At 70.6% G+C, this 25,852-nt stretch carries 18 protein-coding genes and 1 pseudogene; 11 read left to right on the top strand and 8 right to left on the bottom strand.

Annotation, left to right across the window (positions count from 1 at the left end; all coding sequences use genetic code 11):
- Positions 1-206 (bottom strand): annotated as a pseudogene (locus ABTW72_RS03950) (C39 family peptidase); the annotation flags it as partial.
- A 493-nt stretch (positions 207-699) separates the two neighbouring features.
- Here ABTW72_RS03950 and ABTW72_RS03945 point away from each other — a divergent pair.
- Genes ABTW72_RS03945 through ABTW72_RS03935 form a run of 3 tightly spaced genes read left to right on the top strand, consistent with a single transcriptional unit; the run spans position 700 to position 3,356 of the window.
- Positions 700-1,920, top strand: coding sequence for a macrolide family glycosyltransferase (locus ABTW72_RS03945; RefSeq protein WP_350853904.1), 1,221 nt, complete (start codon positions 700-702; stop codon positions 1,918-1,920).
- A gap of 3 nt (positions 1,921-1,923) precedes the next feature.
- Positions 1,924-2,415: a hypothetical protein gene (locus tag ABTW72_RS03940; protein WP_350853901.1), complete on the top strand. Its 492-nt coding sequence runs from the start codon at positions 1,924-1,926 to the stop codon at positions 2,413-2,415.
- The gene (locus ABTW72_RS03935; protein ID WP_350853899.1) at positions 2,412-3,356 is read left to right on the top strand and encodes a hypothetical protein; all 945 of its coding nucleotides are present in this window, start codon (positions 2,412-2,414) and stop codon (positions 3,354-3,356) included. The genes ABTW72_RS03940 and ABTW72_RS03935 overlap by 4 nt, the downstream gene beginning before the upstream one ends.
- Before the next feature lie 4 nt (positions 3,357-3,360).
- On the opposite strand, the gene ABTW72_RS03930 is transcribed toward ABTW72_RS03935, so the two are convergent.
- From ABTW72_RS03930 to ABTW72_RS03920, 3 genes are all read right to left on the bottom strand, one after another.
- Positions 3,361-4,476, bottom strand: a complete 1,116-nt coding sequence (locus ABTW72_RS03930; protein ID WP_350853896.1) for an FUSC family protein — start codon at positions 4,474-4,476, stop codon at positions 3,361-3,363.
- A gap of 133 nt (positions 4,477-4,609) precedes the next feature.
- Complete coding sequence (locus tag ABTW72_RS03925; RefSeq protein ID WP_350853893.1) at positions 4,610-5,332, bottom strand: alpha/beta hydrolase; 723 nt, start codon at positions 5,330-5,332, stop codon at positions 4,610-4,612.
- Between the two features lie 64 nt (positions 5,333-5,396).
- Entirely contained in the window at positions 5,397-5,585 is a 189-nt protein-coding gene (locus ABTW72_RS03920; RefSeq protein WP_238671532.1) for a hypothetical protein, read from the bottom strand.
- A 19-nt stretch (positions 5,586-5,604) separates the two neighbouring features.
- Between ABTW72_RS03920 and ABTW72_RS03915 the strand changes: the two genes are divergently transcribed.
- The 5 genes from ABTW72_RS03915 to pulA all read left to right on the top strand — a co-directional run bounded on the left by ABTW72_RS03915 (position 5,605) and on the right by pulA (position 14,057).
- A complete protein-coding gene (locus ABTW72_RS03915; RefSeq protein ID WP_350853890.1) occupies positions 5,605-6,357 on the top strand; it encodes a hypothetical protein in 753 nt (250 codons plus the stop codon).
- Between the two features lie 37 nt (positions 6,358-6,394).
- A complete protein-coding gene (locus ABTW72_RS03910) occupies positions 6,395-6,784 on the top strand; it encodes a DUF6841 family protein (protein ID WP_238658501.1) in 390 nt (129 codons plus the stop codon).
- A gap of 98 nt (positions 6,785-6,882) precedes the next feature.
- Positions 6,883-7,557, top strand: a complete 675-nt coding sequence (locus ABTW72_RS03905) for a hypothetical protein (RefSeq protein ID WP_350853887.1) — start codon at positions 6,883-6,885, stop codon at positions 7,555-7,557.
- A 216-nt stretch (positions 7,558-7,773) separates the two neighbouring features.
- Entirely contained in the window at positions 7,774-8,451 is a 678-nt protein-coding gene (locus ABTW72_RS03900) for a cellulose binding domain-containing protein (protein WP_350853884.1), read from the top strand.
- Between the two features lie 110 nt (positions 8,452-8,561).
- Complete coding sequence (gene pulA / locus ABTW72_RS03895; RefSeq protein WP_350853881.1) at positions 8,562-14,057, top strand: pullulanase-type alpha-1,6-glucosidase; 5,496 nt, start codon at positions 8,562-8,564, stop codon at positions 14,055-14,057.
- A gap of 109 nt (positions 14,058-14,166) precedes the next feature.
- Here pulA and ABTW72_RS03890 read toward each other — a convergent pair whose 3' ends face one another.
- The 3 genes from ABTW72_RS03890 to ABTW72_RS03880 form a co-directional block, all read right to left on the bottom strand.
- The gene (locus ABTW72_RS03890; RefSeq protein ID WP_350853879.1) at positions 14,167-15,810 is read right to left on the bottom strand and encodes a hypothetical protein; all 1,644 of its coding nucleotides are present in this window, start codon (positions 15,808-15,810) and stop codon (positions 14,167-14,169) included.
- Positions 15,811-16,101: 291 nt separating this feature from the next.
- Positions 16,102-17,955, bottom strand: coding sequence for a right-handed parallel beta-helix repeat-containing protein (locus tag ABTW72_RS03885; RefSeq protein WP_350853876.1), 1,854 nt, complete (start codon positions 17,953-17,955; stop codon positions 16,102-16,104).
- A 492-nt stretch (positions 17,956-18,447) separates the two neighbouring features.
- A complete protein-coding gene (locus ABTW72_RS03880) occupies positions 18,448-19,929 on the bottom strand; it encodes an aminopeptidase P family protein (protein WP_112582950.1) in 1,482 nt (493 codons plus the stop codon).
- Positions 19,930-20,061: 132 nt separating this feature from the next.
- Between ABTW72_RS03880 and asnB the strand changes: the two genes are divergently transcribed.
- On the top strand, positions 20,062-22,023 hold the full coding sequence (gene asnB, locus ABTW72_RS03875; RefSeq protein WP_091405235.1) for an asparagine synthase (glutamine-hydrolyzing): 1,962 nt from the start codon (positions 20,062-20,064) through the stop codon (positions 22,021-22,023).
- Positions 22,024-22,110: 87 nt separating this feature from the next.
- Here asnB and ABTW72_RS03870 read toward each other — a convergent pair whose 3' ends face one another.
- The gene (locus ABTW72_RS03870; protein ID WP_350853993.1) at positions 22,111-23,175 is read right to left on the bottom strand and encodes a lytic polysaccharide monooxygenase; all 1,065 of its coding nucleotides are present in this window, start codon (positions 23,173-23,175) and stop codon (positions 22,111-22,113) included.
- A 311-nt stretch (positions 23,176-23,486) separates the two neighbouring features.
- Here ABTW72_RS03870 and ABTW72_RS03865 point away from each other — a divergent pair, with 311 nt between their 5' ends.
- A complete protein-coding gene (locus ABTW72_RS03865; protein ID WP_350853873.1) occupies positions 23,487-24,737 on the top strand; it encodes an XdhC family protein in 1,251 nt (416 codons plus the stop codon).
- A gap of 107 nt (positions 24,738-24,844) precedes the next feature.
- Positions 24,845-25,780, top strand: a complete 936-nt coding sequence (locus ABTW72_RS03860) for a carbohydrate kinase family protein (protein WP_350853870.1) — start codon at positions 24,845-24,847, stop codon at positions 25,778-25,780.
- Positions 25,781-25,852 lie beyond the last annotated feature (72 nt).

Genomic DNA, 25,852 nt, shown 5'->3' with positions numbered 1-25,852 from the left:
CAGTAGTAGAAGTTCGGCTGCGCCTCGTAACGCACACCCAACTCCCGCTCACCATGACCACCCTTACGGTCGGCCTGGGTCTGCGTCGTCGGCTTGCCGGTGGTCGGTGCGGCGAACGCGGTGGTGACCGGGCCGGCGATAGCGCCACCGGTGAAGGCGAGCCCGGCAGCGGTCAGCGCGGTCTTACGAATCAGATCGGTACGCATGATGGCGTGCTCCTCTGCATTTGGGGGTGCCCGCACGGCAGTCAACGGGGGGTCAGTGCGACCGCGCGGGGAAAGTTCGTGGCGACGCCGGCGATCTCCGGGGGGACCTGCTCGGGCGTTGCGGGGGATGTAACCGGGGCGGCCTGCCGGATGTTCCCGGCGGCTGCCGCGCCCCACGACCCGACGGTCGCGGTGGCATGCCAGGTATAACGACTCCGCCCGGCCCCCGATTCCACGCCGAGGGTGGCATCGAGCACCCGACATCAGCCCCCACAACCGGCCGGACGACGCAGCCCGGACAGCAGCGAACCGGACATCCGGTGCCAACGGGACGTCAGGGCTGATCAGTCGCCGGAAGCTGGCCGCTTACGAGTCGAGTACCTGGTCCACGGCGCACTGCCAGCAGCCAACATCTAGGCTCTGACCGAGAAGGGTGGATCATGAACGCTGCATCTTGCCGGGCTCTGGCTCCTTCCCCGCACGGGGTCGGCCGATGAGCGCAGTGGCATTCCTGAACATCGCCATGAACGGGCACATCAACCCGACACTGCCCGTCGTGGGTGAGCTCGTTCGTCGTGGTCACTCCGTCACCTACCACACGACGCCGGCGTACGCCGAGCAGATCGCGGCCACCGGGGCGCGAGTGCTCCTCTACCCCGGGGAAGACCTACCGCTCTCCGGCCCGCCGACGCCCGTCACGGTGATGGAGCAGCTTGCGCGTACCGCCGTACGCGTCCTGCCCGCCGTCCTCACCGACCTGCGGGGCACCCGGCCTGATCTGATCGTGCACGACTCGCTGTGCCCGTGGGGTCCGGTGGCCGCCCGGGAACTCGGCGTGCCGCCCGCATCGTCGTTCACCACGTTCGCCTTCAACCGGCACGTGCCCAGCCCCACCCGCGGCTCCTGGAAGCTGCTCAGCGCCGCGGTGGCCCTTCCCCGCCCGACCGTGAGGTACCTGGGGTCGCGCTGGGAACTGCGGCGACGGTACGACACCCGCGCGTTGCCCCTGATCGACCTGGCCAACATCCGTCAGCCCCTCAACCTGGTCTACACCTCGCGGGCGTTCCACCCCGAGGCGGACAGTTTCGACCAGTCCTACCAGTTCGTCGGGCCGAGCATCGGTGCCCGCCCCGCAGACTCGTCGTTCCCGGTCGATCGACTGCGGGACCCGGTGGTGTACGCCTCGATGGGCACGGTGTTCGATGCCCCGCAGCTGCTGCGCACCTTCGCCGACGCGCTCGCCCCGCTGGGTGGCACCGTGATCATCTCCACCGGACACACCGATCCCGCCGCGCTTGGCCCGTTACCGGGCAACGTGCTCGCCTACCGTTCCGTACCGCAGTTGGAGGTGCTGGCCCGCGCGACGCTGTTCATCACTCACGGCGGGGTGAACAGCGTCAACGAGGCCCTGTACGCCGGCACCCCGATGCTGGTGGTCCCACAGGGCGCCGACCAACTGTTGGTGGCCTCCCGCATCGTCGAGCTCGATGCCGGCCTGTCGATCCGCACCGAGGACGTGACGGTGGAGGCAGTGCAGGCCCTCGCCCGGCGCCTGATCGACGAGCCTCGGTTCCGGGCCGCCGCGAGCACCCTGCAGGTCGCCCAGCGGCAGGCGGGCGGCTATGCGCGTGCCGCCGACGTACTTGAGCACTTCGTGCGGCAGACCGGCCCGGTGACGCAGCCGGGCTCCGCCGATCTGCCACCACAGGGCTGACCGATGTCTCCCGTCGTCGTCATCCTGCTGCTGGTCGCCGGGTTGTCCGAGGCCGCCGGGCGTCTCCTGCCGGTGGTGGCACGCCTGTCCGGCGTGTCGCACGTAAGGGTGGTCAGCCTGTTGCTGGCGGGCGCGATAGTTGACGGCGCGGTGTTCGCGCTCTGGCCGCTGTCCGCGTGGGCCGTTGCCGGTCTGGTGCTGCCCACCGCACCGGCCGACGAGGCCGCACTGGTCTGGACACCAGGCCTGGCTGCTCCGCTGGTCCTTGCCGGCGTCCTCGCGTTCCCGCTGCTCGGACCACTGCTGCACCTGTTGCTCGTGGTGGGAGTGGGTGCCGGCCTCACCGGTGCACTCGCCACGGCGGCCGGAGTCGGCTGGTGGGAGGCCGCCGGCTGCGTAGCGGTCGCGGGAGTCGGGCTCGGCGTCTCCGTCGAGGCCGTCCGCCGCCTCGTCGTGAAACTCAACACCAGACGAGCACCGGAGCCAGCCGCGTGATCGGGCTGGCGCTCCTGTTGCTGCTCGGGGGACTGGGACTGGTGCTGATCGCCGAGGCCCTGCTGGCCCGCTACGAGGTGCTGGTCTACGCCGCAGGCTGGCGCACACCCACCATCTCCCGCCCCGAGGGCATGTCCTACGCCCGCGGGGCGGACCCGGGCCGCCCCCCGGACGCCTACCTGGTCTATCTGGACGGCATCGGGAAACGCCGTTTCCACGACACCCGCGATGGTGGCCGACTGGTCAAGGCGCTGATCAACCGAGCGCCGGAGCTCAGGGTGCTGGGCCAGGTGCAGCCCTACTCCCCGCTCGCCGTGCCGCTCGCCGACCGGCCGGTCTGGACCTGGGTGCGCCGTCGCATCGGGCTGCTGCTGTTCCTGCACAACGTGATGCAGATCTTCGTCGCCGCCGACCGCCGCTACCGTCCCCTGTACAACCGTGCCGTCGGTGCGCAGATCGCCACCGAGCTCCGGGTCGCCGGTTACCAGCCGGACAGCGGCATACCCGTGGTGCTGCTCAGTTACAGCGGTGGCGCACAGGTCGCCAGCGGTGCGGTGAACGAACTGTGGGCCGAACTGCACGCCCCGCTCTGGCTGATCACTCTCGGCGGCTTTCACAACGGTGCCAACGACATCACCCACGCCCAGCACCTCGACCAGCTCACCAGTGCCGGCGACTGGATCGAGCGGGTCGGTACCTGGATCTTCCCGCAGCGGTGGCGGCTGTTCCGCTGGAGCGGATGGAACCGGGCTGACCGCGAAGGCAAGATCACCGTGCACCGGCTCGACCCGGCCACCCACATCGGTCCCCGCAGCTACATCGCCCCGGAGGCCCGCCTACCCGATGGCCGCAGCCACCTCGACCGGACCACCGACACGGTGCTCGCGCTGATCCGGGACCGCCTCAGCCTGACTGCGGAGACCGACGGCCCGCTGCCCTGAACGCTCACGCGTCGGCGTTCAAACCCGCCCGCTGATTCGCCTCCGCCTGAGAAAGTCCGGAGATCTGGAGCAGTTGACTCACGACAACGCGCAGTTGAGAGACGACGACAGTCCCGGAGGACCCGACACCCTCGGCGCACGCCTCGTTGATGTCACTGATCACCTGTAGCGCCCGCTCCCGCGCGCGGTCCGGCTCCCGTCCCGCCAGGAAGTCACGGTGCAGGAGCCGGAACGCCTGGCCGAAGTGCTCGATCGCCGTGGAGAGGCCGGCCGGCAGCGTCTCCCGGGCGCGCAGTGCCGACACCGCCCACTGGGCCATCTCGCGGCTGCTGGTGTAGGCGAGTTCAAGATGCTCGGCCGCCCGCGAATACCGACGCATGATGCCCAGCCGTCTCCTCCGCCACGGTGAGAGAATCGCGACTTCGCACGCTGCGGCGACCACGTCGGCCGTGTTGCGTCGTTGCGCCTCTGCCGCACGCAGTCGCTGTAGGGCATCCTCGGCCTGCCGCACGTCGCGGTGAGCCAACGCGTTGGCGGTAGCGGTCATCTCCCGGGCGATGGCATCGACTGTCGGACCAGCGGCGCGGTGCACGATCCGCACCGGATTGAGCGGCAGGATCAGCAAGGCCACCACGATGGCCACCAGAACACCGACCAGTGCATTCGCCGTCCGTGGGACGGCCAGGTCCGGCCGTTCCGGAGACACGGTGCCGAGCAGGACGGCGGTACTTCCCGCCTGCACCATGACGGCTCCGGTGCCTCGAAAAACGGCGGCCGCCGAAATGGCCAGTGCCACCACCACACCGGTCTGTATGGGCCCCGCCCCGATGAACCGTATGATCCCGTTTCCGACCAGCACTCCCAGGAACACCCCGGCGAGAAGTTCCAGAGTTCGCCGGGCCCGGTTACCGATGGCCGCCGCGATGGTGCCGACCGCGGCGGCGGGCGCGAACAGCGGCTGCGGATTGTGCAGCACGTCGCTGGCAACAAACCAGGCCAACCCGGCGGCTACCCCCGCCTGGACCGCGAGGATGAGGTAGGTGCGAAGCCGTTCATAGGCCTCGCGGCCCTCGCGCAGCGCACTCTTCGCCGGTCGGGCACCCCGACGTCTGCTGCGCACCTCTCACCCCCACCATCGATCGGCTCTCTGACGATCGTCGTACGACGGCGAACGTCGGGTGCGAGAGATCCCCAATCTGATGCGCCACCGGCGGCACTTGGGGGTGGAGGGTATGTGGCTGGCGGGCGGTGGGTCAGCCAGCGTCGAGTAGCTCCAGGACCGCGTCGCGGGCGGCCAGGACGGCTGCCTCGGACTGCGGGCCGGGGTTGAGGATGTCGAAGGAGTGCTGGCCGTCCGGCACCTCGATCACCTGCATCGGCCAGCCCCGTGCGGTCGCCGCGGGGAGGAACGCGTCGATGCCGGCCAGGACCGGCGGGATGTCCTGGCCGGCGCGGGTGAGCACCAGTGGCACGCCGGTGCCGGAGCTGAGCGCCTCGACCGGCAGGAACCGGGCGTCGACCTCCCAGCCGGGGAACGGGATGAGCAGCGGGTACGTCAGCGCGATCCCGCGTAGCCATGGCGGCGGGACCCGCAGCCAGTCGGCCGCGAAGAGGCCGCCACCCGAGAAGAACCACAGCACCACCCGCTCGGGGTCGACCCGCGGATCGGCGCGGACCTGCTCGACCATGGCGGCGATGTCGTCGGCTGCGGCGGGCAGCGCCGTCAGCTCGGACACCTGGTAGCTGACCAGCGCGGTGACCACGCCGCTCGCGGCGAGCAACGCGCCGTAGCCGCGGTAGAGCAACCAGTCGCGGGGATCGGGCGCGTCGGGTGGCAGCGGAGCGCCGTGCACCACCACGACGGCGGGCGCGGGGCCGGCGTCGCTGGGCAGGTGCAGGTCGACGTTGGCGTGTCGTTCGACCGGCGCGGCCGGGATGGACAGGACGAAGGGCCGTTGTGCGACGGGCGTCGTCATGGCCTCATCGTATCGATCATCGACCCGCCCGGCTGCCCCAAGATGATCTACAAAGGACGGTGGGTCAGGTCGGGTCGCCGGGTTTCGCGGCGTCGCTGGCCTGGGCGTGCCGCTCCAGCAGACGCTGCCGGATCTCCTCGGGGGTGTACGCGCGCCGACGCCGTTCGGCCCGCGCGATGACCACACCGGAGGCCGCGACGCCGGCGAGCCCGGCCAGCCCGAGAACCTTCCACCACCGCATTCGTTGCCGCATCGGCCTAGGCTAGACCCTCATGAGCATCAGCCTGGATGAGGCCGTCGAGTTGACCCGCACCGGTGACGTGTGGGTGTTCCGGGGTCGCAGCGTGCCGGACCGGGCGATCCAGTTCACCACCAACAGCCCGGTGAACCACGTCGGGATGGCGGTGGTGCTGGACGACATGCCACCGCTGATGTGGCACGCGGAGTTGGGCAGGTCGTTGCCGGACCTGTGGTCGGGCAGCCACCAACGCGGCGTCCAGCTGCACGACCTGCGAGATGCGGTCTGCGTCTGGGCCAACCGGTACGGCCAACGGGCCTGGCTGCGGCAACTCGACCCGCCGGCCGACGCGGAGATGGAGCGGGCGGTGCTGCGGACGATCGCGCGGTTGGACGGTACGCCGTTCCCGTCGACCGCCCAGTTGGCGTGGCGCTGGGTGCGGGGTCGGGTGCCGGCGCTGCCGCGCCCCGGCCGGCTTCCCGCGCTGCCGCACCTCGGTCGGCTGTCGGAGCTGTCACGCCTCGGCCAGCCGACACCTCGGCCAACCCCGGCCGCCCGCGCGAACCCCTCCAGCCCGCCCCGGTCGGCGGGGGAGCGGGACCGGGCGCTGGAGACGGCGTACTGCGCCGAGGTGGTGGCGGTGACCTATGAGGCAATGGGGTTGCTGCCGGCGGGCCGGCGTCCGAACTGGTATGACCCGGGGCGGTTCTGGAGCGGGGACGACCTGGGTCTGGCCGCTGACGCCCGGTTGGGTTCCGAGATCGAGGTTCAGGTGCCGCCGCGCTGAGGTTTGACCTGGGCGGTGACCGGCAATTGCTGTGACCGTGAACGCCTCCACGGATCTTGACACGTTGGCCGACTTCTTCGACCGGTACGGCGTGGCGTTGACCTCCGGCGACCTGCCGGCCATCGCCGGCTGCTACGCCCTCCCGGGACTGGTGGTGGCCGACACCTACAGCTTCTCGTTCACGTCCGCCGCGGCGGTGGCGCTGTCCTTCGTGGGCGCCGCACCCGACTACCAGGACCGGGAGCTGGTCGCGGCCCACGCCCGGATCGAGGACGTGCAGCCGGTGTCCGCGCTGTTGACGATGGTGGCGGTGGAGTGGGAGTTCCTGGACAGTCAGGGGCAGGCCGTGCCGGGGGAGCGGTACCGGTACCTGCTGCGTATCTCGGATGACGGACCACTGATCTGCACGGTCGTCCGGACGGGCTGACCGACGGGGGCCGGTCGGCCCGATCCGTACCCGCCCGGTTTCCGGTCCGTGCGGCGCTGGCTACGCTGTCGCGTCGGTGGGGGACGAGGGGAGACCTGATGGCGGTGCGGCCGGACGGTGCGGCAGCTTCGCGGGCGGCGCGGGTGTTGGCGTCGGTGCCGTGGATCGTGGTGCTGCTCGGTGTGTGCGCGCTGGTGGTGCTCCTGGTGATCGCGCTGTTGTCGTTCCGGACCAGGGAGCGGGACGCGCCGCCGCAGGCCGCGCCTCCGGCGTTCCTGCCGACCGCGCCCGCCGCCACGTCGGCCACCGGTGGGCCGACTCCCGCCGCTGTGGAGCGCCGCTCGGTGTCGCCGCGACCGTCGCGCAGTAGTCGGACGCCGTCACCGCGGGCCACCGTCACCGGCTCGCCGACTCCGGGGCGGACGAGCGTCCTGATGGCGCCGCCGGCGGACGACACGGTCAGCGCCCGGTACCAGGTCGGTACGAACGGCTGGGACGGGGACGCGGCGGTGCTGGCGATCGCCAACGAGTCGAGTCGGTCGGTGGACTGGCAGGTGGAGTTGGTGTTCGACGACGACACCTGGACTCTGCGAGTGAGTGATGACTCGGGCATCTCGGTGCGGGGGCGCGGGGATGGGGAGTTCGTGTTGCGGGGCACCAGTTCGCTGGATGCGGGTGACTCTCGGACGCTGCGGATGCGCGTCGGCTGGGGTGACTCGGCACAGCGTCCGGTCAAGTGCACGATCAACGGGGCCGACTGCCGGATCGGCTGAGCCAGCGCCGCGCCGCAAGACCGCCGCGCCGCAAGACCGCCGCGCCGCAAGACGGCCGCGCCGCAAGACGGCCGCGCCGCAAGACGGCCGCGCCGCAAGACGGCCGCGCCGCTGCGCCGCTGCGCCGCTGCGCCGCTGCACCGCCAAGGCTTTCCGGGCCGGGCCGCCGATCGCTACGCTGCGCGGACGGTCCGCTGAAGGAGGTACATGTCCGGCATGCGCCGTGTTCCGCGCCCGCCACGCGGTCCGGTGGCGATCGCCACGTCGCCCTGGATCGTGGTCGGCGCCGGTGTCGTCGTGATGGTGGTCCTGCTCATCGTGGCCCTGGGCACGTACCGGGGACGTAGCCCGGCGCCGGACGGCGCCCAACCGCCGGCGCTGCCGGTGCCGTCCGCGGTGGTGGCGCCGAGCGTGCCCACCTCGGTGCCGTCTCCGGCGCCGGTGCTGCCGGGGATATCCGGCCGTGCGAGCGGGCTGCCGCCGAGCGCCGCGGCCGGGTCACCATCGGCCGACCCGACGGTCGGTCCGACCGGGAGGCCGACGGCGACGCGGTCGCCGAGCCGGGCCGCGCCGGGGCAGCCGGCGATGACCGGGCGGTACCGGGTGGTGCAGAGCTTCGACGGGGGTTTCATCGGCGAGGTGGCGATGGTCAACACGTCCGCCCGGAGCCGTGGTTGGACGGTGCGGTTGGAGTTCTCCGGTGGACGGCTGGTGACCACCTGGGTGGAGGGTGTCCCGCAGGGGACGGTCCGCCAGTCCGATGACGGCTTCACCTACGTCAGTGGGGTCGAGGTGCCGCCCGGCGGGTCGGTGTCGCTGCGGTTCCACATGGAGCGGGCGTCCAGCACGCCGAGGGAGTGCACTGTGGACGGGGTTCGCTGCAACGGGCTCTGAGCGGCGCTTCCGCAAGGATGCTGCTTTGTTGCGACCATGTTTGCAAGGTATTGCAGAATGTTTCGGCAAGGGTTAGCGTGCGGCCAATCAGCGACCAGAGGAAGGCGTCGATGAAACCCCCGCCGATACCGCGCACCGCCCTGCTGGCCCTTGCCTCCCTGCTCACCGTCACGCTCGTCGGCGCTCCGGTCGCCGTGCACCCCGCCGCCGCGGGCCCCCGGCCGTCCGACGGCGCCCCACTCGCGACCGGCGGCGCGACCCAGTGGCGTGACGAGCCGACCGCCGAGGCGCTGCTGAAGGCCGGCGGCAACTCCGCCCGAGCCGAGCAGTTCTACTTCGTCCTGCCGGACCGGTTCGCCAACGGAGACCCCCGCAACGACCGGGGCGGCCTCACCGGCGACCGGCTGCGGACCGGCCTCGACCCGACCGACAAGGGCTTCTACCACGGCGGCGACCTCAAGGGCGTCATCGACAAGTTGGACTACATCCAGGGGATGGGCACCACTGCCATCTGGCTCGCCCCGATCTTCAAAAACCGGCCGGTGCAGGGCGCCGGGAACGACATCTCGGCCGGCTACCACGGCTACTGGATCACCGACTTCACGCAGGTGGACCCGCACTTCGGCACGATGGAAGAGATGAAGCGGCTGGTCAAGCTCGCCCACCAGCGCGGCCTCAAGATCTACCTTGACGTGATCGTCAACCACACCGCCGACGTGATCAAGTACGCCGAGGACAAGTACGCGTACGTGGACAAGGCGACCTCGCCGTACACCGACGCGCAGGGTCGGGCGTTCGAGGACCGCAACTACGCCGACGGCTCCCGGGCGTTCCCGCCGGTCGACACGGAGTCCTTCCCGTACACGCCGACGTTCGCCGACCCGAGGGACGCGAGCGTCAAGGTCCCCGCCTGGCTGAACGACGCCACCATGTACCACAACCGGGGTGACTCCACCTTCGCTGGCGAGAACAGTGAGTACGGCGACTTCTTCGGCCTCGACGACCTGTGGACCGAGCGTCCCGAGGTGGTCCGGGGCCTGACCAAGGCGTACGGGGACTGGATCGGCGCGACCGGCGTCGACGGCTTCCGACTGGACACCGTGAAGCACGTCAACATGGATTTCTGGCCGCAGTTCAGCCAGGGCATCGAGCGGGCCGCCGAGAAGGCCGGCAAGAAGGACTTCTTCATGTTCGGCGAGGTGTACAGCGCCGACCCGGAGATCAGCTCCAGCTATGTCCGCCAGGGCGGCCTGCCGGCCACCCTCGACTTCGCCTTCCAGGAGGCCGCGCGGGGCTTCACCGCCGGCGCCGGCTCCGCGAAGGCGCTCGCCGACGTGTACGCCCGTGACGACCTCTACGCGGCCCGGGACACCGACGCGGGCCGGTTGACCACCTTCCTCGGCAACCACGACATGGGCCGGATCGGTTCGTTCATCGCCGGTGGTGGCAGCGACCCGGCCAGCCACCTGCGTCGTGACCAGCTCGCGCACCAGTTGATGTTCCTGACCCGGGGCCAGCCGGTGGTCTACTCCGGCGACGAACAGGGCTTCACCGGCCCGGGCGGGGACAAGGACGCCCGCCAGGACATGTTCGCGTCGAAGGTTCCCGACTACCTCGACGACGACCTGCTCGGCACCGACCGCACGCACGCCAGCGACCAGTTCGACCCGACCCACCCGCTGTATCGGACCATCGCCGACCTGGGCCGGCTGCGCCAGGCCCACCCGGCGTTGCGCGACGGTGTGCAGGTCACCCGGTACGCGGCCGACGGGCCCGGCGTCTTCGCCGCATCCCGGATCGCCCCGGCCGACCGCACCGAGTACGTGGTGGCCGTGAACAATGCCGGCACCGCGCAGACTGTCACGGTGGACACCTGGTCGGCCGGCGCCACCTTCACCGGCATCTACGGCGGCTCGGGCGACGAACAGGCCAGCGGTGACGGGGAACTGACCCTCACCGTGCCGCCGCTGTCGGCGGCGGTGTACCGGGCCGGCAGCCCCATCGCACCGGCGGCCGACAAGCCGACCATCACCATCACCAGCCCGGCTCCGGGCGCGTCGGTCGCCACCCGGGCGGCGGTCACCGCCCGGGTGACCGGCGACCCACTGGCCACCGTCACCGTCGCGGCGCGGGTGGCCGGCGGCCGGTGGACGCTGCTGGGCAGCGCCGACCACGCCCCGTACACCGTGCAGCACGACCTGACCGGCCTGGCCGGCGGCACCCGGGTCGAGTACAAGGCGGTGGTCGGCGACGGTCGGGGCCGTACCGCCACCGCCCGGTCCACCGCCGTGGTGGGGACCCCGGCGCAGGGCAGCTCCCGGGAGTGGGCGGTGGTGCACTACCAGCGCCCGGCCGGTGGGTACGACGACTGGGGGCTGTACGCGTGGGGAGACATCGACCCGGCGTACGTCACGGAGTGGCCGAAGGGGCAGCCGTTCGCCGGGGAGGACTCCTACGGCCGGTTCGCCTGGGTGAAACTCAAGCCGGGCGCGACGTCGGTGAACTTCCTGGTTGTCGACAAGGCTGGTACGAAGGACGTCGCCCAGGACCGCAGCATCGACGTCACCCAGACCGGTGAGATCTGGCTCAAGCAGGGCGACCCGGCGATCTACCCGAGCAGGCAGGCGGCCGCCGGTGAACCGGAGCCGCCGGTCGAGGAGGGCACCGCCGTGCTCCACTATCGGCGGGCCGACGGCAACTACGACGGCTGGGGCCTGCACCTGTGGGACGGCGCGGCCAACCCGACCGAGTGGTCCGCCCCGCTGCGACCGACCTCCGTCGACGCGTTCGGGGCGGTGTTCCGGGTGCCGCTGGCGGCCGGTGCCACCGGCCTGAACTACATCATCCACCAGGGCGACACCAAGGACCTGCCCGACGACCAGCGGCTCGACTTCGCCAGCGCAGGCCGGGAGGTGTGGCTGCTCGCCGCCACGCCGGGCCGCCTGCTGCCGTCGACGGCCACCACCGCCAGCGGGGACACCGACATCAGCAAGCAGAAGGCGCACTGGATCGACCGGTCCACAGTGGCGTGGCAGACCCCGCCGACCGACGGCAAGACGTACGCGCTGGTCACCGCGCCCACCGGCGGGGTCAGCGTGGTCGACGGCGAGCTGACCGGCACGTACACCACGTTGCCGCTGCGGGCGCAGCGCAACGGGCTCACCGAGGCCCAACGCGACAGGTTCCCGCACCTGTGGTCGTACCGTAGCTTCGCCCTGGACCGGGCGGACCTGGCCAAGGTCCCGGCGGCGCTGCGGGGGCAGCTGCTGGTGACCGAGCGCGACGCCGAGGGCGCGCTGCTCGCCGCGACCGGCGTGCAGATCCCCGGCGTGCTCGACGACGTGTACTCCCGGGCTACCGACGCCACGCTCGGGCCCACCTTCGCGGGGCGGACGCCGAGCCTCGCGCTCTGGGCGCCGACCGCCCACAGCGTGCGCCTGCACCTGTTCGACTCGCCCACCGCCGCGCCGAAGACGGTGCCGATGCGCCGCGACGACCGCACCGGCGTCTGGTCGGTGCGCGGCGACCACACCTGGACCGGCAAGTTCTACCGGTACGAGGTGCGGGCGTGGCAGCCGGCGGCGCAACGGATGGTCACCGCGTCGGTGACCGACCCGTACTCGGTGGCCCTCGCCGCCGACTCCACGCACAGCCAGCTCGTCGACCTGAACGACCCGGCCCTGGCCCCGACTGGCTGGCGCACGCTGCGCAAACCGGCACCGGTGCCGGCCGCGAAGGCGCAGATCACCGAGCTGTCCGTGCGGGACTTCTCCATCGCCGACGACACCGTGCCGGCCGAGCGGCGGGGGACCTTCCTCGCGTTCACCGACCCGGGAACCGCCGGCATGACCCATCTGCGGGCGCTCGGCGACGCCGGGGTCACCCACCTGCACCTGCTGCCGGCGTTCGACTTCGCGACGATCCCGGAGAAGCGGGGCGACCAGCGTCAGCCGGCCTGTGACCTGGCAGCGCTGCCGCCGGACTCGACCGAGCAGCAGAAGTGCGTGGCGGCGGTCGCCGAAACCGACGGCTACAACTGGGGGTACGACCCGCTGCACTACACAGTGCCCGAGGGCGGCTACGCCGTCGACCCGGTCGGCGCGACGCGGACCACCGAGTTCCGGCGGATGGTCGCCGGGGTGAACGACGCCGGGCTGCGCGTGGTCATGGACGTGGTCTACAACCACACCTCGGCGGCCGGCACCGACGCGAAGTCGGTGCTCGACCAGATCGTGCCCGGTTACTACCACCGGCTGCTGGAGGACGGCATGGTGGCCAACTCCACCTGCTGCGCCAACACCGCCCCGGAGCACGCCATGATGGGCAAGCTGGTGGTCGACTCGCTGGTCACCTGGGCCCGGCAGTACAAGGTGGACGGCTTCCGCTTCGACCTGATGGGCCACCACCCGAAGGCGAACATCCTGGCCGTCCGGGCGGCCCTGGACCGGCTCACCGTCGCTCGTGACGGCGTGGACGGCAAGGCGATCATGCTCTACGGCGAGGGCTGGAACTTCGGCGAGGTCGCCAACGACGCCCGTTTCGTCCAGGCCACCCAGGCCAACATGGCCGGCACCGGCATCGGCACCTTCAACGACCGGCTGCGCGACGCGGTGCGCGGCGGCGGGCCGTTCGACGCCAACCCCCGGGTGCAGGGCTTCGCCTCGGGGCTCTACACCGACCCGAACGGCGACGCGGTCAACGGGTCACCGGCCGAGCAGAAGGCCCGGCTGCTGCACGCCCACGACCTGATCAAGGTGGGTCTCACCGGCAACCTGCGCGGCTACCGGTTCACTGACACCGCCGGGCGTGAGGTCACCGGGGAGCAGGTGGACTACAACGGCTCCCCGGCGGGCTACACCGCAGCGCCGGGGGAGGCCGTCACCTACGCCGACGCACACGACAACGAGATCCTGTACGACGCGTTGGCGTACAAACTGCCGCAGGCCACGACGGCGGCGGACCGCTCCCGGATGCAGGTGCTGGCGCTGGGCACCGTGGTGCTGGGACAGGGCACCGGGTTCGTCACCGCCGGCACCGAACGGCTGCGGTCGAAGTCGCTGGACCGCAACTCGTACAACTCCGGTGACTGGTTCAACCAGATCCGCTGGGGCTGTGAACGGGGCAACGGGTTCGGTGCCGGTCTGCCGCCCGCGCCCGACAACGAGGACAAGTGGTCGTACGCGAAGCCGCTGCTGGCCGACCCGGCGCTGGTGCCGGACTGCGCGGCGATCAACACGACCGACGCCCGGTACGCCGAGTTGCTGCGCATCCGGGCATCGTCGCCGGTGTTCGGGCTGGCCACCGCCGAGCAGGTACAGCGGAGGGTGGCGTTCCCGCTGTCGGGTGTGCAGGAGACACCGGGTGTGCTGACCATGACCCTGGACGCCCGGGGGCTGGGCGGGCCGTGGAAGTCGCTGACCGTCGTCTTCAACAGCACCCCGTCGGCGGCCAACCAGACGGTGACCGGACTGCGCGGAGCGGACGTGGCACTGCACCCGGTGCTGGTCGACTCGGCCGACCCGGTGCTGCGTACCGCCTCGTTCGACCGGGCGGCCGGCACGTTCACCGTACCGGCGCGCAGCGTGGCGGTCTTCGTCCAGAAGTGACGTGAACCGGCCCCCTTCCGCGACTCGCGGAAGGGGGCCGGTCCGTTGTGTTGGCGCTACGCCGTCGTCACCCGAGGGTGCTGAGTCACCGTCACCCGAGGGTGATCGATCAGGCGAAGCAGTTGTCGATCGTGCCGCCCGGGATGGCCAGGCAGTTGGTCGGACGGTTCGCGGTGATGGCGGACTTGTCGTCCACGTTCACGTCTCCGAAGAAGCTGAAGACACCGCCCGGCTCGAAGGTGGAGAAGTTGTGGGCGACCTTCGTCTTCGACAGGTTGACCTCGCCGAAGATGTTGAAGATGCCGCCGCCGACCCCGATCGGGCCCACGGCCCGGTTGCCGACAACCTCGCTGTCGCGCAGCGTGGTGGTGCTGCCGGCGTTGAAGAGCCCGCCGCCGAAGAAGCCGGCGGTGTTGTCCTTGATGCTGCTCTTCTCGAAGGTGGCCACGCTGTCGAAGGCGATGGCCACACCGCCACCGACACCGGCGGTGCTGTTCTTCTCGACCGTGACGTTGTGCAGGTTCAGCTGGCTGTCCGCCGCAGCGATACCGCCACCGGCGAGAACCGCGGTGTTCGAGACGAACTTGGTCTCGTACGCCGTGGTGTTGCCCTCGATGTCGAGGTAGCCACCGCCGAAGCCGAGCGTCTCGTTGTCGGTGATCTCGGCCTTCTTGAGCTCGACCGTTCCGCCGTTGACGTCCTCGGTGAAGATCTCGGCGGCGCCGTTGGAGATACCGCCACCACCGATGACGGCGGTGTTGTCCTTGATCTTCGACTCCTCGACCTTGAGCAGCCCGGCGTTGAAGACGCCGCCACCGAAGAAGAAGGCGGTGTTACGGGTGACGGTGCTGTGCCAGATCTTCGTGGTGCCGAAGTTGGCCACACCACCACCGTTGCCGCCCGACTGGTTCAGGACAACCTCGGACTCCAGGATCTCGGCGGTGCCACCCGGCTGGACCAGGATTCCGGCGCCGTCGTTCTCCTCCGGCTCCTCGACGAGCGGCGTGACGACGCCCGGCTTGGCCTTCGGGGTGACCTTCGGCGCGGCCTTGAGGCCCGCCTTCGGGTTGGCCTGCCGCGCGGTGAGCGCCTGGGCCAACGGGGTGCCCGCCTTCACCTGCGCGGCGATTGCCTCGGAGTCCGAGTAGGCCGCCCAGACCGCGGCCGGCTCGACGCCGTTCTCCAGTTCGAGGGTCTGGCCACCCTTGATGGTCAGGCCCTTGATGGTGAGGTGACCACCGGCGCCGACGTTGAGGATGCGGAAGTAGTCCGCCGTGGCTTCCCGAGAGATCGTGGTGTGCTCGCCCTTGAGCGTGATCCGCTCGGTGATGACCGGCAGGCCGTTGCCCTCGTAGTCGTTGCGGGTCAGGTTGTAGGTGCAGCCCTTGGCCAGCTCCAGCACACCGCCGTGCTTGTTGTTGGCGAACACGATCGCCTGAATCAGCTTGTCGGTGTCGCAGGGCACCTCCTTCCCGCGCTCGTGGTCCTTGTCCCGGTCCTTGTCCCGGTCCTTGTCGTCCCGGTTCTTGTCCTTGTCCCAGTCGCGTCCCTCGTCACCCCGGTGGTCGCCGTCCTTGCTGACCTGCGCGGTGTTCCAGTTCAAGCCGACCGCTCCGGCGCTGCCCGCGACGCCCACCGCCGCGAGACTGATCACGCCCGTCAAACCGGCCACGCCACTGGCGAGCCAGAGCTTGCGGCGGCTCTTGGCCGTCGCCCGCCCGGAGGCTTCGTTGTTCGTTAGGTAGTTGGACATCGGAGCTCTCTGCCCTCTCCTCGTACCAGACAGGGTCGCCGCCGTCAGACGGGCGTCCCCTGCTACAAATCGGTTGTAGCTCCCAAAACCACCGTATGAGAAGGTTCCTCGCCTCGCGGGCTTATCCGAGAGAAGCCCACATTCGGTTCATGTTGCCCCCAGCGGGGCCCGGACCGACACACCGCCGCCCAAGCCGGCCTGCACGCGCCTGACCTGCCCAAATGGGTACGCCCCTCCGAGCCGGTCACGGCTCGAAGGGGCGCGCCCTCTATGTGGTTCGGCCCCACCCGGTCAGGCGAAGCAGTCCAGAACGTTGAAGCAGTTGGTCGGACGGTTGGCAGTGACGGCGGATTCGTCGTCCAGCGTCACAGTGCCGCCGATGCTGTTGAAGATGCCCCCCGGCTCAAGGGTGGAGAAGTTGTGCGCCACCTTCGTCCGGTGGAGCGTGACCTCGCCACCCTCGGTGTTGAGGATGCCGCCGCCGCGGGCGAACGGACCGACGGCCCGGTTGCCCGACACCTCGCTGTCGCGCAGTGTGGTGACGCTCTCCTCGTTGAAGAGGCCGGCACCGGAGGAGCCCGCGGTGTTGTCGTTGATCCTGCTGTTCTCGATCGTCGCAACGCTGTCGTTGGTCACGGCCAGGCCGCCACCCGAGCGACCGGCGCTGTTCTTGACCACCGTGGCGTCCTCGAGGGTGAGCTGGCTGTCGACCACCGCGACGCCACCACCGTCGAGCAGGGCGGTGTTGTCACTGACCGTCGTCTGGTGCAACGTCGTGGTGCCCTCGACATCCAGGACGCCGCCACCGAAGCCGAGCGTCTCGTTGTCGGTGACCTCGCTCTTGTAGACCCAGACCGAGCCGCCGTCGACGTTCTCGGTGAAGATGTCGGCAGCGCCGTTGGAGATGCCGCCGCCGCCGATGATGCCGGTGTTGTCCTTGATCTTCGACTCGTCGACCTGGAGTACGCCGGCGTTGAAGATGCCGCCGCCGAAGAAGAAGGCGGTGTTGTGCGCAACCGTCGTCTTGCTGAGCCTGGTGCTGCCGAAATTGGCCAGCCCGCCGCCGTTGCCGCCGGACTGGTTGTAGAGCAACTCGCTGTCCAGGATCTCCGCGCGACCACCGGGCTGCACCAGCACCCCGGCGCCGTCGGTGAACCCAGGCTGCTCGACCAGCGGCACCACCGCCGTACCGGCACCCACCGGCTTCGCCGCTGCGGCTACCGGCTTGGCCGTGGCGGCCTTGCCGGCAGTCGGGGCGGCCTTCGTCGCTGCCGCTGCGGGCTTGGCTGGCGCCACTTTCGCTGCCGGCTTGGCGGGCGCTGCCTTGGCGGTGGCCTTCGCGGTGGCCTTGGCGGGCGCTGCCTTGGTGGCCGTCTTGGCGGTGGCCTTGGCGGGCGCTGCCTTGGTGGTGCCCTTCGCGGCCGGCTTGGCGGCGGTTGCTGGCGGCTTCGCTGTCGCTGCTGCCGCTGGCTTGGCGTCGGCCGCGGCCGCCGGCTTCGCAGCAGGTGGCTCGGCCACTGTCGGGCGGACCTGGACCGAGTACGGCGCCCAGACCGTCGCCGGGTCCGCGGTCATCGAGGGCTGAAGGGTCTGGCCACCCCTGATGCTCAGGCCCTTGAGCGTGAGGTGCCCGCCAGCGCCGACGTTGAGAATGCGGAAGTAGTCCGCCGTGGCCTCGCGACCGATGGTGGTGTGCTCACCCTTGAGGGTGATGTGCTCGGTGATCACCGGGAGGCCGTTGCCCTCCTGGTTGCGAGTCAGGGTGTAGGTGCAGCCCCTGGCCAGCTCCAGCACGCCGCCGTCCTCGTTGTTGGCGAACGTGATCGCCTGGATCAGCTTGTCGGAGTCGCAAGGGACCTGCCTGGTGCGGTCCTTCTCGTCGTCCTTGCCGTCCTTGCCGTCCTTACGGTCCTTGCCATCCTCGCCGCTCCGGTCGTCGAAGCCGCTCCAGTCGTCGCCGCTCCACTCGTCGTCCTGACCGCCCTCGTCCTTGGCGCCGCCCTTGTCCGCGCCGCCGTCGTCGCTGACGTTCTGCCGGTCGGTCGACGGCTGCGCGTCGGACACCTGGTCGGCCTTTGGCTTGTCGTCCCGAGCGGCGACGCCGCCGAGGGCCGCCAGGCCGACCACGCCGGTCAGCCCGGCCACGCCGGCGACCCAGAGTGCCCGCCTTCGCCGTGTTGGCGGAGCTGTCGAGGCCCCGCCGTCGGTACTCGTTACGTCGTTGGACATCAGAGCCTTCCGCCCTTTCCTGCTACCAGACGGGATCGCACCGCCCGAGGCGCCACGACCAGCTACAAATGGGGTTGTAGCCTCTGATCCTCACCGTATGAGAACCATCTTCGCGATGCGGACTTATCCGAGATAACCACGCATTTGGCGCAGGCGCGGTGAGGGCGACCAACCGGTCCGGGCCGGCAGAAAGGGCCCGAGCAGGACGAATGCCGAACGTTGCTGGCCTTCGAGGGGTGATCCACTCGGTTCTCTTGAAAGCGCGGTATCCGAGCGACGGGACAGCGCGACTTCAAAGGAAGCCGAGTGCATCACGAGCGAGCCCCTGGCCCGCCAGCCCTCAAGAAGAGGGCCAGGCGGACCAGGGGCGGGCGGACCAGGGGCGGAGCTTGATCCGCAACAGCCGGTTCAGCTGGGCAGGCGGGGGCCGGCCTCGCGCTGCTCGGCCAGCCAGGTCTCCACCTCGTCGGAGGTGCGGGGCAGCCCGGCCGACAGGTTGACCGCGCCGGTCGCGGTGACCAGCACGTCGTCCTCGATCCGAATGCCCATACCGCGCAGCTCGGCGGGGACCAGCTCGTCCTCCGGCTGGAAGTACAGACCGGGCTCGACGGTGAGCACGTAGCCCTCGCCCAGCGCGCCGTCGCGGTAGGTCTCCTTGCGGGCGTTGGAGCAGTCGTGCACGTCGATGCCGAGCATGTGGCCGAAGCCGTGCAGCGTCCACCGCCGGTAGACGGTCGACTTCTCGTCCATCGCCTCGTCCACGCTCACCGGCAGCAGCCCCAGCTCGGACAGGCCCTCGGCGAGCACCCGCATGCAGGTCAGGTGGACGTCCTTGAACTTCACCCCGGGGCGGATGGCCTCGATGCCGGCCTGCTGCGAGGCGTACACGATGTCGTAGACCTGGCGCTGTAGGGCGGTGAACCGGCCGCTCACCGGCAGGACCCGGGTGACGTCGGCGGTGTAGAGGTTGCGGCCCTCGACACCCATGTCCATCAGCAGCAGGTCACCCGGACGGGTGGCGCCGTGGTTGTGCACCCAGTGCAGGATCGTGGCGTGCTCGCCGGCACCGACGATCGAGCCGTACCCGACGTCGTTGCCGTCGTGGCGGGCCCGCAGCGCGAAGACGCCCTCCAACAGCCGCTCGGACACCGCCCGGTCGGCCGGCAGGATCCGGGCGACATCCTCGAAACCGCGTACGGTGGCGTCGATCGCGTCCTGGAGTTGGCCGATCTCCCACTCGTCCTTGACCAGCTTCATCTCCGAGATGGCGATGGCCAGCTCACGGTCGCGGGCCGGCTGACCCTCCGTGCGGGGCCCGTCGTAGGGGCGGACGGCCGCGTCCACCTGGGCGTCGAAACCGCGCAACACCCGGGTACGCCCCGGAGCCAGGTCGGCGAGCGTCGCCTCCAGGCCGGTCAGGTCGGCGGTGGGCAGGCCCAGCTCGGTCGACTTCTCGCCGAGGGTGTGCCGCCGGCCCACCCACAGCTCGCCGTTGCGGCTGCGGAAGAACTCGTCGGTCTCCCGGGAGGACCGGGGCCGCATGTACAGCGTCGCGTCGTGCCCCGAGCCGTTCGGGCGCAGCACCAGCACGCTGTCGGCGTCGTGGTCGCCGGTCAGGTAGGCGAAGTCGCTGCCCGGCCGGAACGGGTAGTCGGTGTCGTTGGCCCGGACCTTCTCGGTGCCGGTGGGGATCACCAGCGTCTCGCCGGGGAAGGCCGCCGAGAGGGCCGCCCGCCGCTTGGCGTAGTTGGGCGTCTCCGGGCGGGGCGTCACGGGGAGCGCGGTGTCGCTCCAGCCCTGCCGCATGAAGGACAGGAACGCCTCCGGGAAGTCCGGATCGTGCGATTCCGTACCGTCCGTCGGCGTACCGTCGGTCTGCCCCTCGGTCATTGCGCCGCTCCCTCCGCTTCGTTGCTGGTCCCGACGGTACCGCGCGTCCGGTTGGCCGTAACGCCCCCTGGGAGTCGGGTGGATCGACGGACGGCTGCAAGGGCCGACAGCGCGCGTGGAAAGATGGCCACCATGTGCGGACTTCTGGCCTTCTTCAGCGCGAACGGCAACGCCGCCGCGCATCGCGACCACATCGCCGGAGCGTTGGAATGCCTGCACCACCGCGGCCCCGACGAGACAGGGGTCGAGGTGGTCGGCGACGCCTCCGGCCGGTACGCGGACGGCGTGTTCGCCCACAAGCGGCTGGCCATCATCGACGTCGCGTCGAGCCACGAGCCACTGCCCTACGCGAACGGCCGTTACCTGCTGACCTTCAACGGCGAGATCTACAACTACATCGAGCTGCGCGAGGAGTTGATCAGAAACTTCGGTGCCCAGTTCGCCACCGCCGGTGACGGCGAGGTGATCGTCGCGGGCTACCACTTCTGGGGTGAGCAGGTGCTCACCCGACTGCGGGGCATGTTCGCCTTCGTCATCTGGGACCGGCAGGAGCGCCGGGCGTTCGGTGCCCGCGACTACTTCGGCATCAAGCCGATGCACTACCTGGAGACCGCCGACGGCCTCTACCTGGCCTCGGAGAAGAAGGCGCTGCTGCCGTTCGCGCACAGCAACTACCAGGGCGACGCGGGCGTCGACACGGCGAACCTGAGCCACTATCTGACCCTTCAGTACGTCCCCGAGCCCGGCACCCTGCACAAGGGCATCAGCCGGATCGGTTCCGGGGAGTACCTGAACTGGACCCCGGGCGGCCGGATCGACGTACGCCGGTGGTACCGGCCGGTGTTCCGGCCGGCGCCGGTCGACGACGAGCAGAAGCTCTACCACGAGATCCGCGAGACGCTGCGGGAGAGCGTGCGCATGCACATGCGCTCCGACGTGCCGGTCGGCTCGTTCCTGTCCAGTGGCATCGACTCCACAGCGGTGGTGGCGCTGGCGCGGGAGTTCAACCCGAACATCCTCACCTTCACCGTCGGCTACGACGTGCCGGGTTACTCGGAGATCGACGTCGCCCAGGATTCCGCCCGGCACCTCGACGTCACCACGATCCCCACCAAAATCGGTCCGCAGGACATGATCGACGCGCTGCCGAAGATCGTCTGGCACCTGGACGACCCGGTGGCCGACCCGGCGCTGGTACCGCTCTACTTCGTGGCCAAGAAGGCCGCCGAGCACGTCACCGTGGTGCTCTCCGGTGAGGGTGCCGACGAGTTCTTCGGCGGTTACACGATCTACCGGGAACCGCTGTCGCTGGGCACCGTCAACGGTCTGCCCGGCGGTGTGCAGAAGGGGCTGCGCGCGGTGTCCAAGGCGATCCCGCAGGGGGTCAAGGGCAAGAGCTTCCTGGAGCGTGGCACCACCCCGATCGAGGAGCGTTACTACGGCAACGCCCGGATGTTCACCGAGGAGGAGAAGCAGCACCTGATGCGCCGCTACGACCCCTCGGTGCGCTACACGGACGTCACCGCCCCGATCTACGCCGAGTGCACGGAGCTGGACGACGTCACCAAGATGCAGTACGTCGACCTGTACACCTGGCTGCGCGGCGACATCCTGGTCAAGGCCGACCGGATCTCGATGTCGCACTCGTTGGAGGTGCGGGTGCCGTTCCTCGATCGGGAGGTCTTCGACGTCGCAGCGAAGATTCCGGTCGATCTGAAGCTGCCCCCGCGCTCCGACGCCACCAAGTACGCGATGCGTCAGGCGTTGCAGGGTGTCGTGCCGCCGGCCATCGTCAACCGCAAGAAGCTGGGCTTCCCGACCCCCACCCGGGTCTGGCTGCGTGGCGAGATGTACGAGTGGGCCCGGCACGTGCTCAGCACCTCGGGTGCGGGCGACCTGCTGGACCTGTCGTACGCGCTGCGCCTGCTCGACGAGCACAAGCGGGAGGAGGCCGACCACTCCCGCAAGGTGTGGACGGTGCTGATCTTCTGCATCTGGCACGCGATCTTCGTGGCCAAGACCCTCGACCCGGGTATCCAGCGCAACCAGTCCGCCCTGCTCACGAAGCCGGTAGTCGGCTCCATGGTCCGCTGACCCCCTGCCCCACCCTGTTGATCAAGAGGTTTGCGTCACCCGGAGCGGTTCCGGTGACGCAAACCTCTTGATCATTTCAGGGGGTGGTTAGCGGCGGGCGCAGGTGACTGTGGGGAGCCCGTTGGTTCCTGTGGAACTCGCCAGGAAGCCGAACGTTGTGGTGCCTTCCGGTGCGACAGTGCCGTTGTAGGCGACGTTCGTCGCCGTCACCGTCGAGCCGGACGATGTCTGGGTGGCACCCCAGATCTGACTGATCGCCTGCCCGTTGGGCCAGGTCCAGCTCGCTGTCCAACCGGAGAACGGCGTACTGCCGTGGTTCATGATCGTGACCTCGCCCTGGAAGCCGCCCTGCCAGGCGCTGGACACCTTGTAGGTGGCCATGCAGTCACCGCCGGACGGTGGTGGGGTGGTCGGGTCGGTCGGCGGATCCGTCGGGTCGGTCGGCGGGTCGGTCGGGTCGGTCGGTGGGTCGGTCGGCGTGCCACCCGGACCCACGCCGGTGACCTGGCCGCTGCCGCCGTCGAAGGTCACGTCGGAGCAGCCGAAGAAGTTCTCCTGCGAGTCCGAGCGGACCCAGCGGGAGTAGATGATGTGCCGGCCACTCTTACCCGACGGCAGGTTGCCGCTGAAGTAGTAGTGCCCGTCGTTGCTGCCGACCGAGCCGCGCTGCGGCGGGTTGGTCACCGTCAGGAACGGCTCCTCCAGGTCACTCCAGGCCAGGGCCCGCGTCGGGCTCCAGCTGTTCTTCGTCACGTAGAAGTAGAACGTGCCCGGGTGGTGCGCCCAGTTGCTGTACTTGAAGTCCAACCGCGCCCCGGCGGTCAGGTGGGTCAGCGGCCAGTCGGTGCGGGGCAGGTCGTAGCCACGGAAACCGGTGTTGCCGCCGCTGCACAGTTGCCCGTCCGGGATGAAGCCGGTGGTCCGGCCGCCAGCGTCGGAGCGCAGCACGCTGAACCAGTTGTACAGCGAGTTCGCCCCGCTCTGGGCCACGGCGGCGGAGCACGCGGGGTTGTTCGGCCGGATCTCACCGGTCTGGCTGCGGCCGTCCTGCCAGCACAGGTAGGTGCGGCTGCCCGGCGTCATCGCCGCGCCGTGCGCGGCGGCCGGCTGGGGATCGGACGCCAGGGCGACAGCGCCCAGCGCGAGGGTCATGGCCGCGGTGAGCAAGGCGGCCGTACGGGAACGGTTCACGGGTTCTCCTGACTCGCGAGGGGCGCTGCCTGAGCCGCCCCGCCGCAATCGGGTGGAATGTGGCGTGATCGCCCGCTGTCGTGAGCGGTCGACGATCACGGCGACGTGCCCCGGCGGAAAACAGCCAGTGGACGTGCGCCGTCGACGGTCCTGTCCTGGACCGGTGCCCTCGCGTCTAACCAACCCGGCAACCGGCGGTGCCGCAGCCCTCGCACCGCCCGGTACGCGTCATCCCACCACGCCGTAGGGTCGAACGCAATAGGCCTTCCTCGATGCACGAGAAGACCCGCCGGTCGTCGGTGGACGCCATATCCTGCGTACGGGGAGCGGGAACGGAGAGGCGGCAGCCGGTGCCGGACGTGTTCGACGAGGTGCACCGCCGGTGCCGCGACGGCGAGCCGGTCGCGCTGGCCACCGTGGTGGCCACCTGGCACTCCGCCCCGCAGCCGCCCGGTGCCGCCATGCTGGTCGCGACCGACGGCACTGTCGTCGGCAGCGTCTCCGGCGGCTGCGTCGAGGCGGATCTCTACGAGCGGGCCCGCCGCGCGCTCGACACCGGCCAACCCGAGCTGTGCCGCTACGGGATCAGCGACGACGACGCGTACACAGTGGGCCTGACCTGCGGCGGCATCCTCGACGTGTTCGTGGAGCGCGTCGACGCGAGCGCCCGGCCGGCGCTGGACGCGGTCGCCGCCGCCCGCCGCGGCGGCCACCCGGCGGCGATCGTCACCTGCGTGGCCGCCGACGTCAACGACGATCCACCCGCCGCCGGTGGTTCTCCCGGCACCGGGCCGACCGACCCGGCCCGGCGGCTTGGCCGGCGGTTGGTGCTGACCGGCCAGCGGTCCGTCGGCTCGCTCGGCGACGACCGGCTCGACGACGCCGCCCGCGCCGACGCCCTCGGGCTGCTCGCCGCCGGACGCAGCGGAATGCTCCGGTACGGGTACGACGGGCAGCGCCGAGGCGGCGGCATCAGCCTCTTCGTGACCACGTACGCCACCCCGCCCCGGATGATCGTCTTCGGTGCGATCGACTTCGCCGCCGCGGTGGCCCGGATCGGCGCGTTCCTCGGCTACCGGGTCACCGTCTGCGACGCCCGGCCGGTCTTCGCCACCGCGCGGCGCTTTCCCGAGGCGGACGAGGTCGTGGTGCAGTGGCCGCACCGCTACCTGCGTACCGAGTTGGCGGCCGATCGGCTCGACGAGCGGACGGTGCTGTGCGTGCTCACCCACGACCCCAGGTTCGACGTGCCGTTGCTGGAGCTGGCGCTGCGCCACCCGCTGGCGTACGTCGGCGCGATGGGCTCACGACGCACCCACGACGAGCGACACAAGCTGCTCAGCGAGGCGGGGCTCAGCCCGGCGCAGCTCGCCCGGCTCGCGTCCCCGATCGGGTTGGACCTCGGTGGTCGTACCCCCGAGGAGACCGCCGTGAGTGTGGCCGCGCAGATCGTCGCGGCCAGGTGGGGTGGCACCGGTCGCCCCCTCGCGGTGCTCAACGGGCCGATCCACCAGCCGGGGTAGCGCGCACGTCGGTGCGTGGCCTTCGGCGCCCATCGGGCCGTGCGCTGTGCCAGCCTGGTGCCACGGTGATCGGCTCGGCGGCCGGTGGCGACGACGAGAGGATCGGCATGGGATACGCGGTGGTGCTCGGTGAAGCGCTCGTCGACCTGCTCGACAGCGAACTCGACGGGGAACGGGTCTATCGGCAGGCCATCGGCGGCGGGCCACTGAACGTCGCCGTCGGGGTGGCCCGACTCGGCGGTGCGGCACAGTTCGTCGGCTCGCTCGGTGACGACGCGCTGGGCGGCCGGATCCGCGCCTTCCTCACCGCCGCCGACGTCGGGGTGGCCGGTGCGATCACGGTCCCGGCGCCGACCACGCTCGCGGTGGTCACGTACGCCGGGCCGGAGCCGGACTTCCGTTTCTACGGCGAGCCGGCCTCCTACGGACTGCTCGGCCCCGACGATCTGGACCTGGCGCTGCTGGAGGGCGCCGACGTGCTCTACTGCGGCTCGATCGTGCTGCTCCGACCCGACACGCTGGCCGCCGCCCGCCGGGCCTGGGGGCTCGCCACCGGTCTGCGGGTCTTCGATCCGAACGTACGCCCCCGGCTGCTGAACGGGCCGGCCGCGCTGGAAGGGCTGCGCGAGGTCGTGGCCGAGTTCGCCGCCGGCGCGCACCTGGTCAAGTTGAGCGCCGCCGACGCGGTGCTGCTCTATCCCGGCGAGCCGGTCGAGGGGGTGGCGGCGTACCTGCGTGAATTGGGGGCGGCCACGGTGGTGGTGACGCTCGGCGCGGCCGGCGCGGTGCTGGCCGCCGCCGACGCCGACCCGGTCCGGGTGCCGGCCCCCAAGGTCAACGCGATCGACGCCACCGGCGCGGGTGACTCCGTGATGGCCGCGCTGATCGCCGACCTGCTCGTCGACGGCGAGCCGGAGGACCCGCAGGGCTGGGCCGAGCGGGTCGCCTTCGCGCTGCGGGTCGCCGGCCTGGTCTGCGAATCCCCGGGCGGCGCCACCGCCATGCCCACCCGCGCGGCGGTGCGAACTCGCTTCAACACCTGATCCCCCGCCCTGACCCCACCCCCGCGTCGATCTTGCACTTCCGGTCGACGTTTTGTCCGCTGCGCCCAGCTT

The sequence above is a fragment of the Micromonospora sp. NPDC127501 genome, assembly GCF_040302185.1.
Taxonomy (GTDB): Bacteria; Actinomycetota; Actinomycetes; order Mycobacteriales; family Micromonosporaceae; genus Micromonospora.
Note: the sequence above shows the minus strand (reverse complement) of the source record. Positions and strands in the feature narration are given on the sequence as shown.

Coding starts and splice junctions, on each gene's coding strand:
- ABTW72_RS03880 (WP_112582950.1), bottom strand. CDS start 19,929: ATGACCGAGGGGCAGACCGACGGTACGCCGACGGACGGTACGGAATCG.
- ABTW72_RS03915 (WP_350853890.1), top strand. CDS start 5,605: ATGAGCATCAGCCTGGATGAGGCCGTCGAGTTGACCCGCACCGGTGAC.
- ABTW72_RS03890 (WP_350853879.1), bottom strand. CDS start 15,810: ATGTCCAACTACCTAACGAACAACGAAGCCTCCGGGCGGGCGACGGCC.
- ABTW72_RS03900 (WP_350853884.1), top strand. CDS start 7,774: ATGCGCCGTGTTCCGCGCCCGCCACGCGGTCCGGTGGCGATCGCCACG.
- ABTW72_RS03920 (WP_238671532.1), bottom strand. CDS start 5,585: ATGCGGCAACGAATGCGGTGGTGGAAGGTTCTCGGGCTGGCCGGGCTC.
- ABTW72_RS03865 (WP_350853873.1), top strand. CDS start 23,487: ATGCACGAGAAGACCCGCCGGTCGTCGGTGGACGCCATATCCTGCGTA.
- ABTW72_RS03860 (WP_350853870.1), top strand. CDS start 24,845: ATGGGATACGCGGTGGTGCTCGGTGAAGCGCTCGTCGACCTGCTCGAC.
- ABTW72_RS03945 (WP_350853904.1), top strand. CDS start 700: ATGAGCGCAGTGGCATTCCTGAACATCGCCATGAACGGGCACATCAAC.
- asnB (WP_091405235.1), top strand. CDS start 20,062: ATGTGCGGACTTCTGGCCTTCTTCAGCGCGAACGGCAACGCCGCCGCG.
- pulA (WP_350853881.1), top strand. CDS start 8,562: ATGAAACCCCCGCCGATACCGCGCACCGCCCTGCTGGCCCTTGCCTCC.
- ABTW72_RS03925 (WP_350853893.1), bottom strand. CDS start 5,332: ATGACGACGCCCGTCGCACAACGGCCCTTCGTCCTGTCCATCCCGGCC.
- ABTW72_RS03905 (WP_350853887.1), top strand. CDS start 6,883: ATGGCGGTGCGGCCGGACGGTGCGGCAGCTTCGCGGGCGGCGCGGGTG.
- ABTW72_RS03940 (WP_350853901.1), top strand. CDS start 1,924: ATGTCTCCCGTCGTCGTCATCCTGCTGCTGGTCGCCGGGTTGTCCGAG.
- ABTW72_RS03870 (WP_350853993.1), bottom strand. CDS start 23,175: ATGACCCTCGCGCTGGGCGCTGTCGCCCTGGCGTCCGATCCCCAGCCG.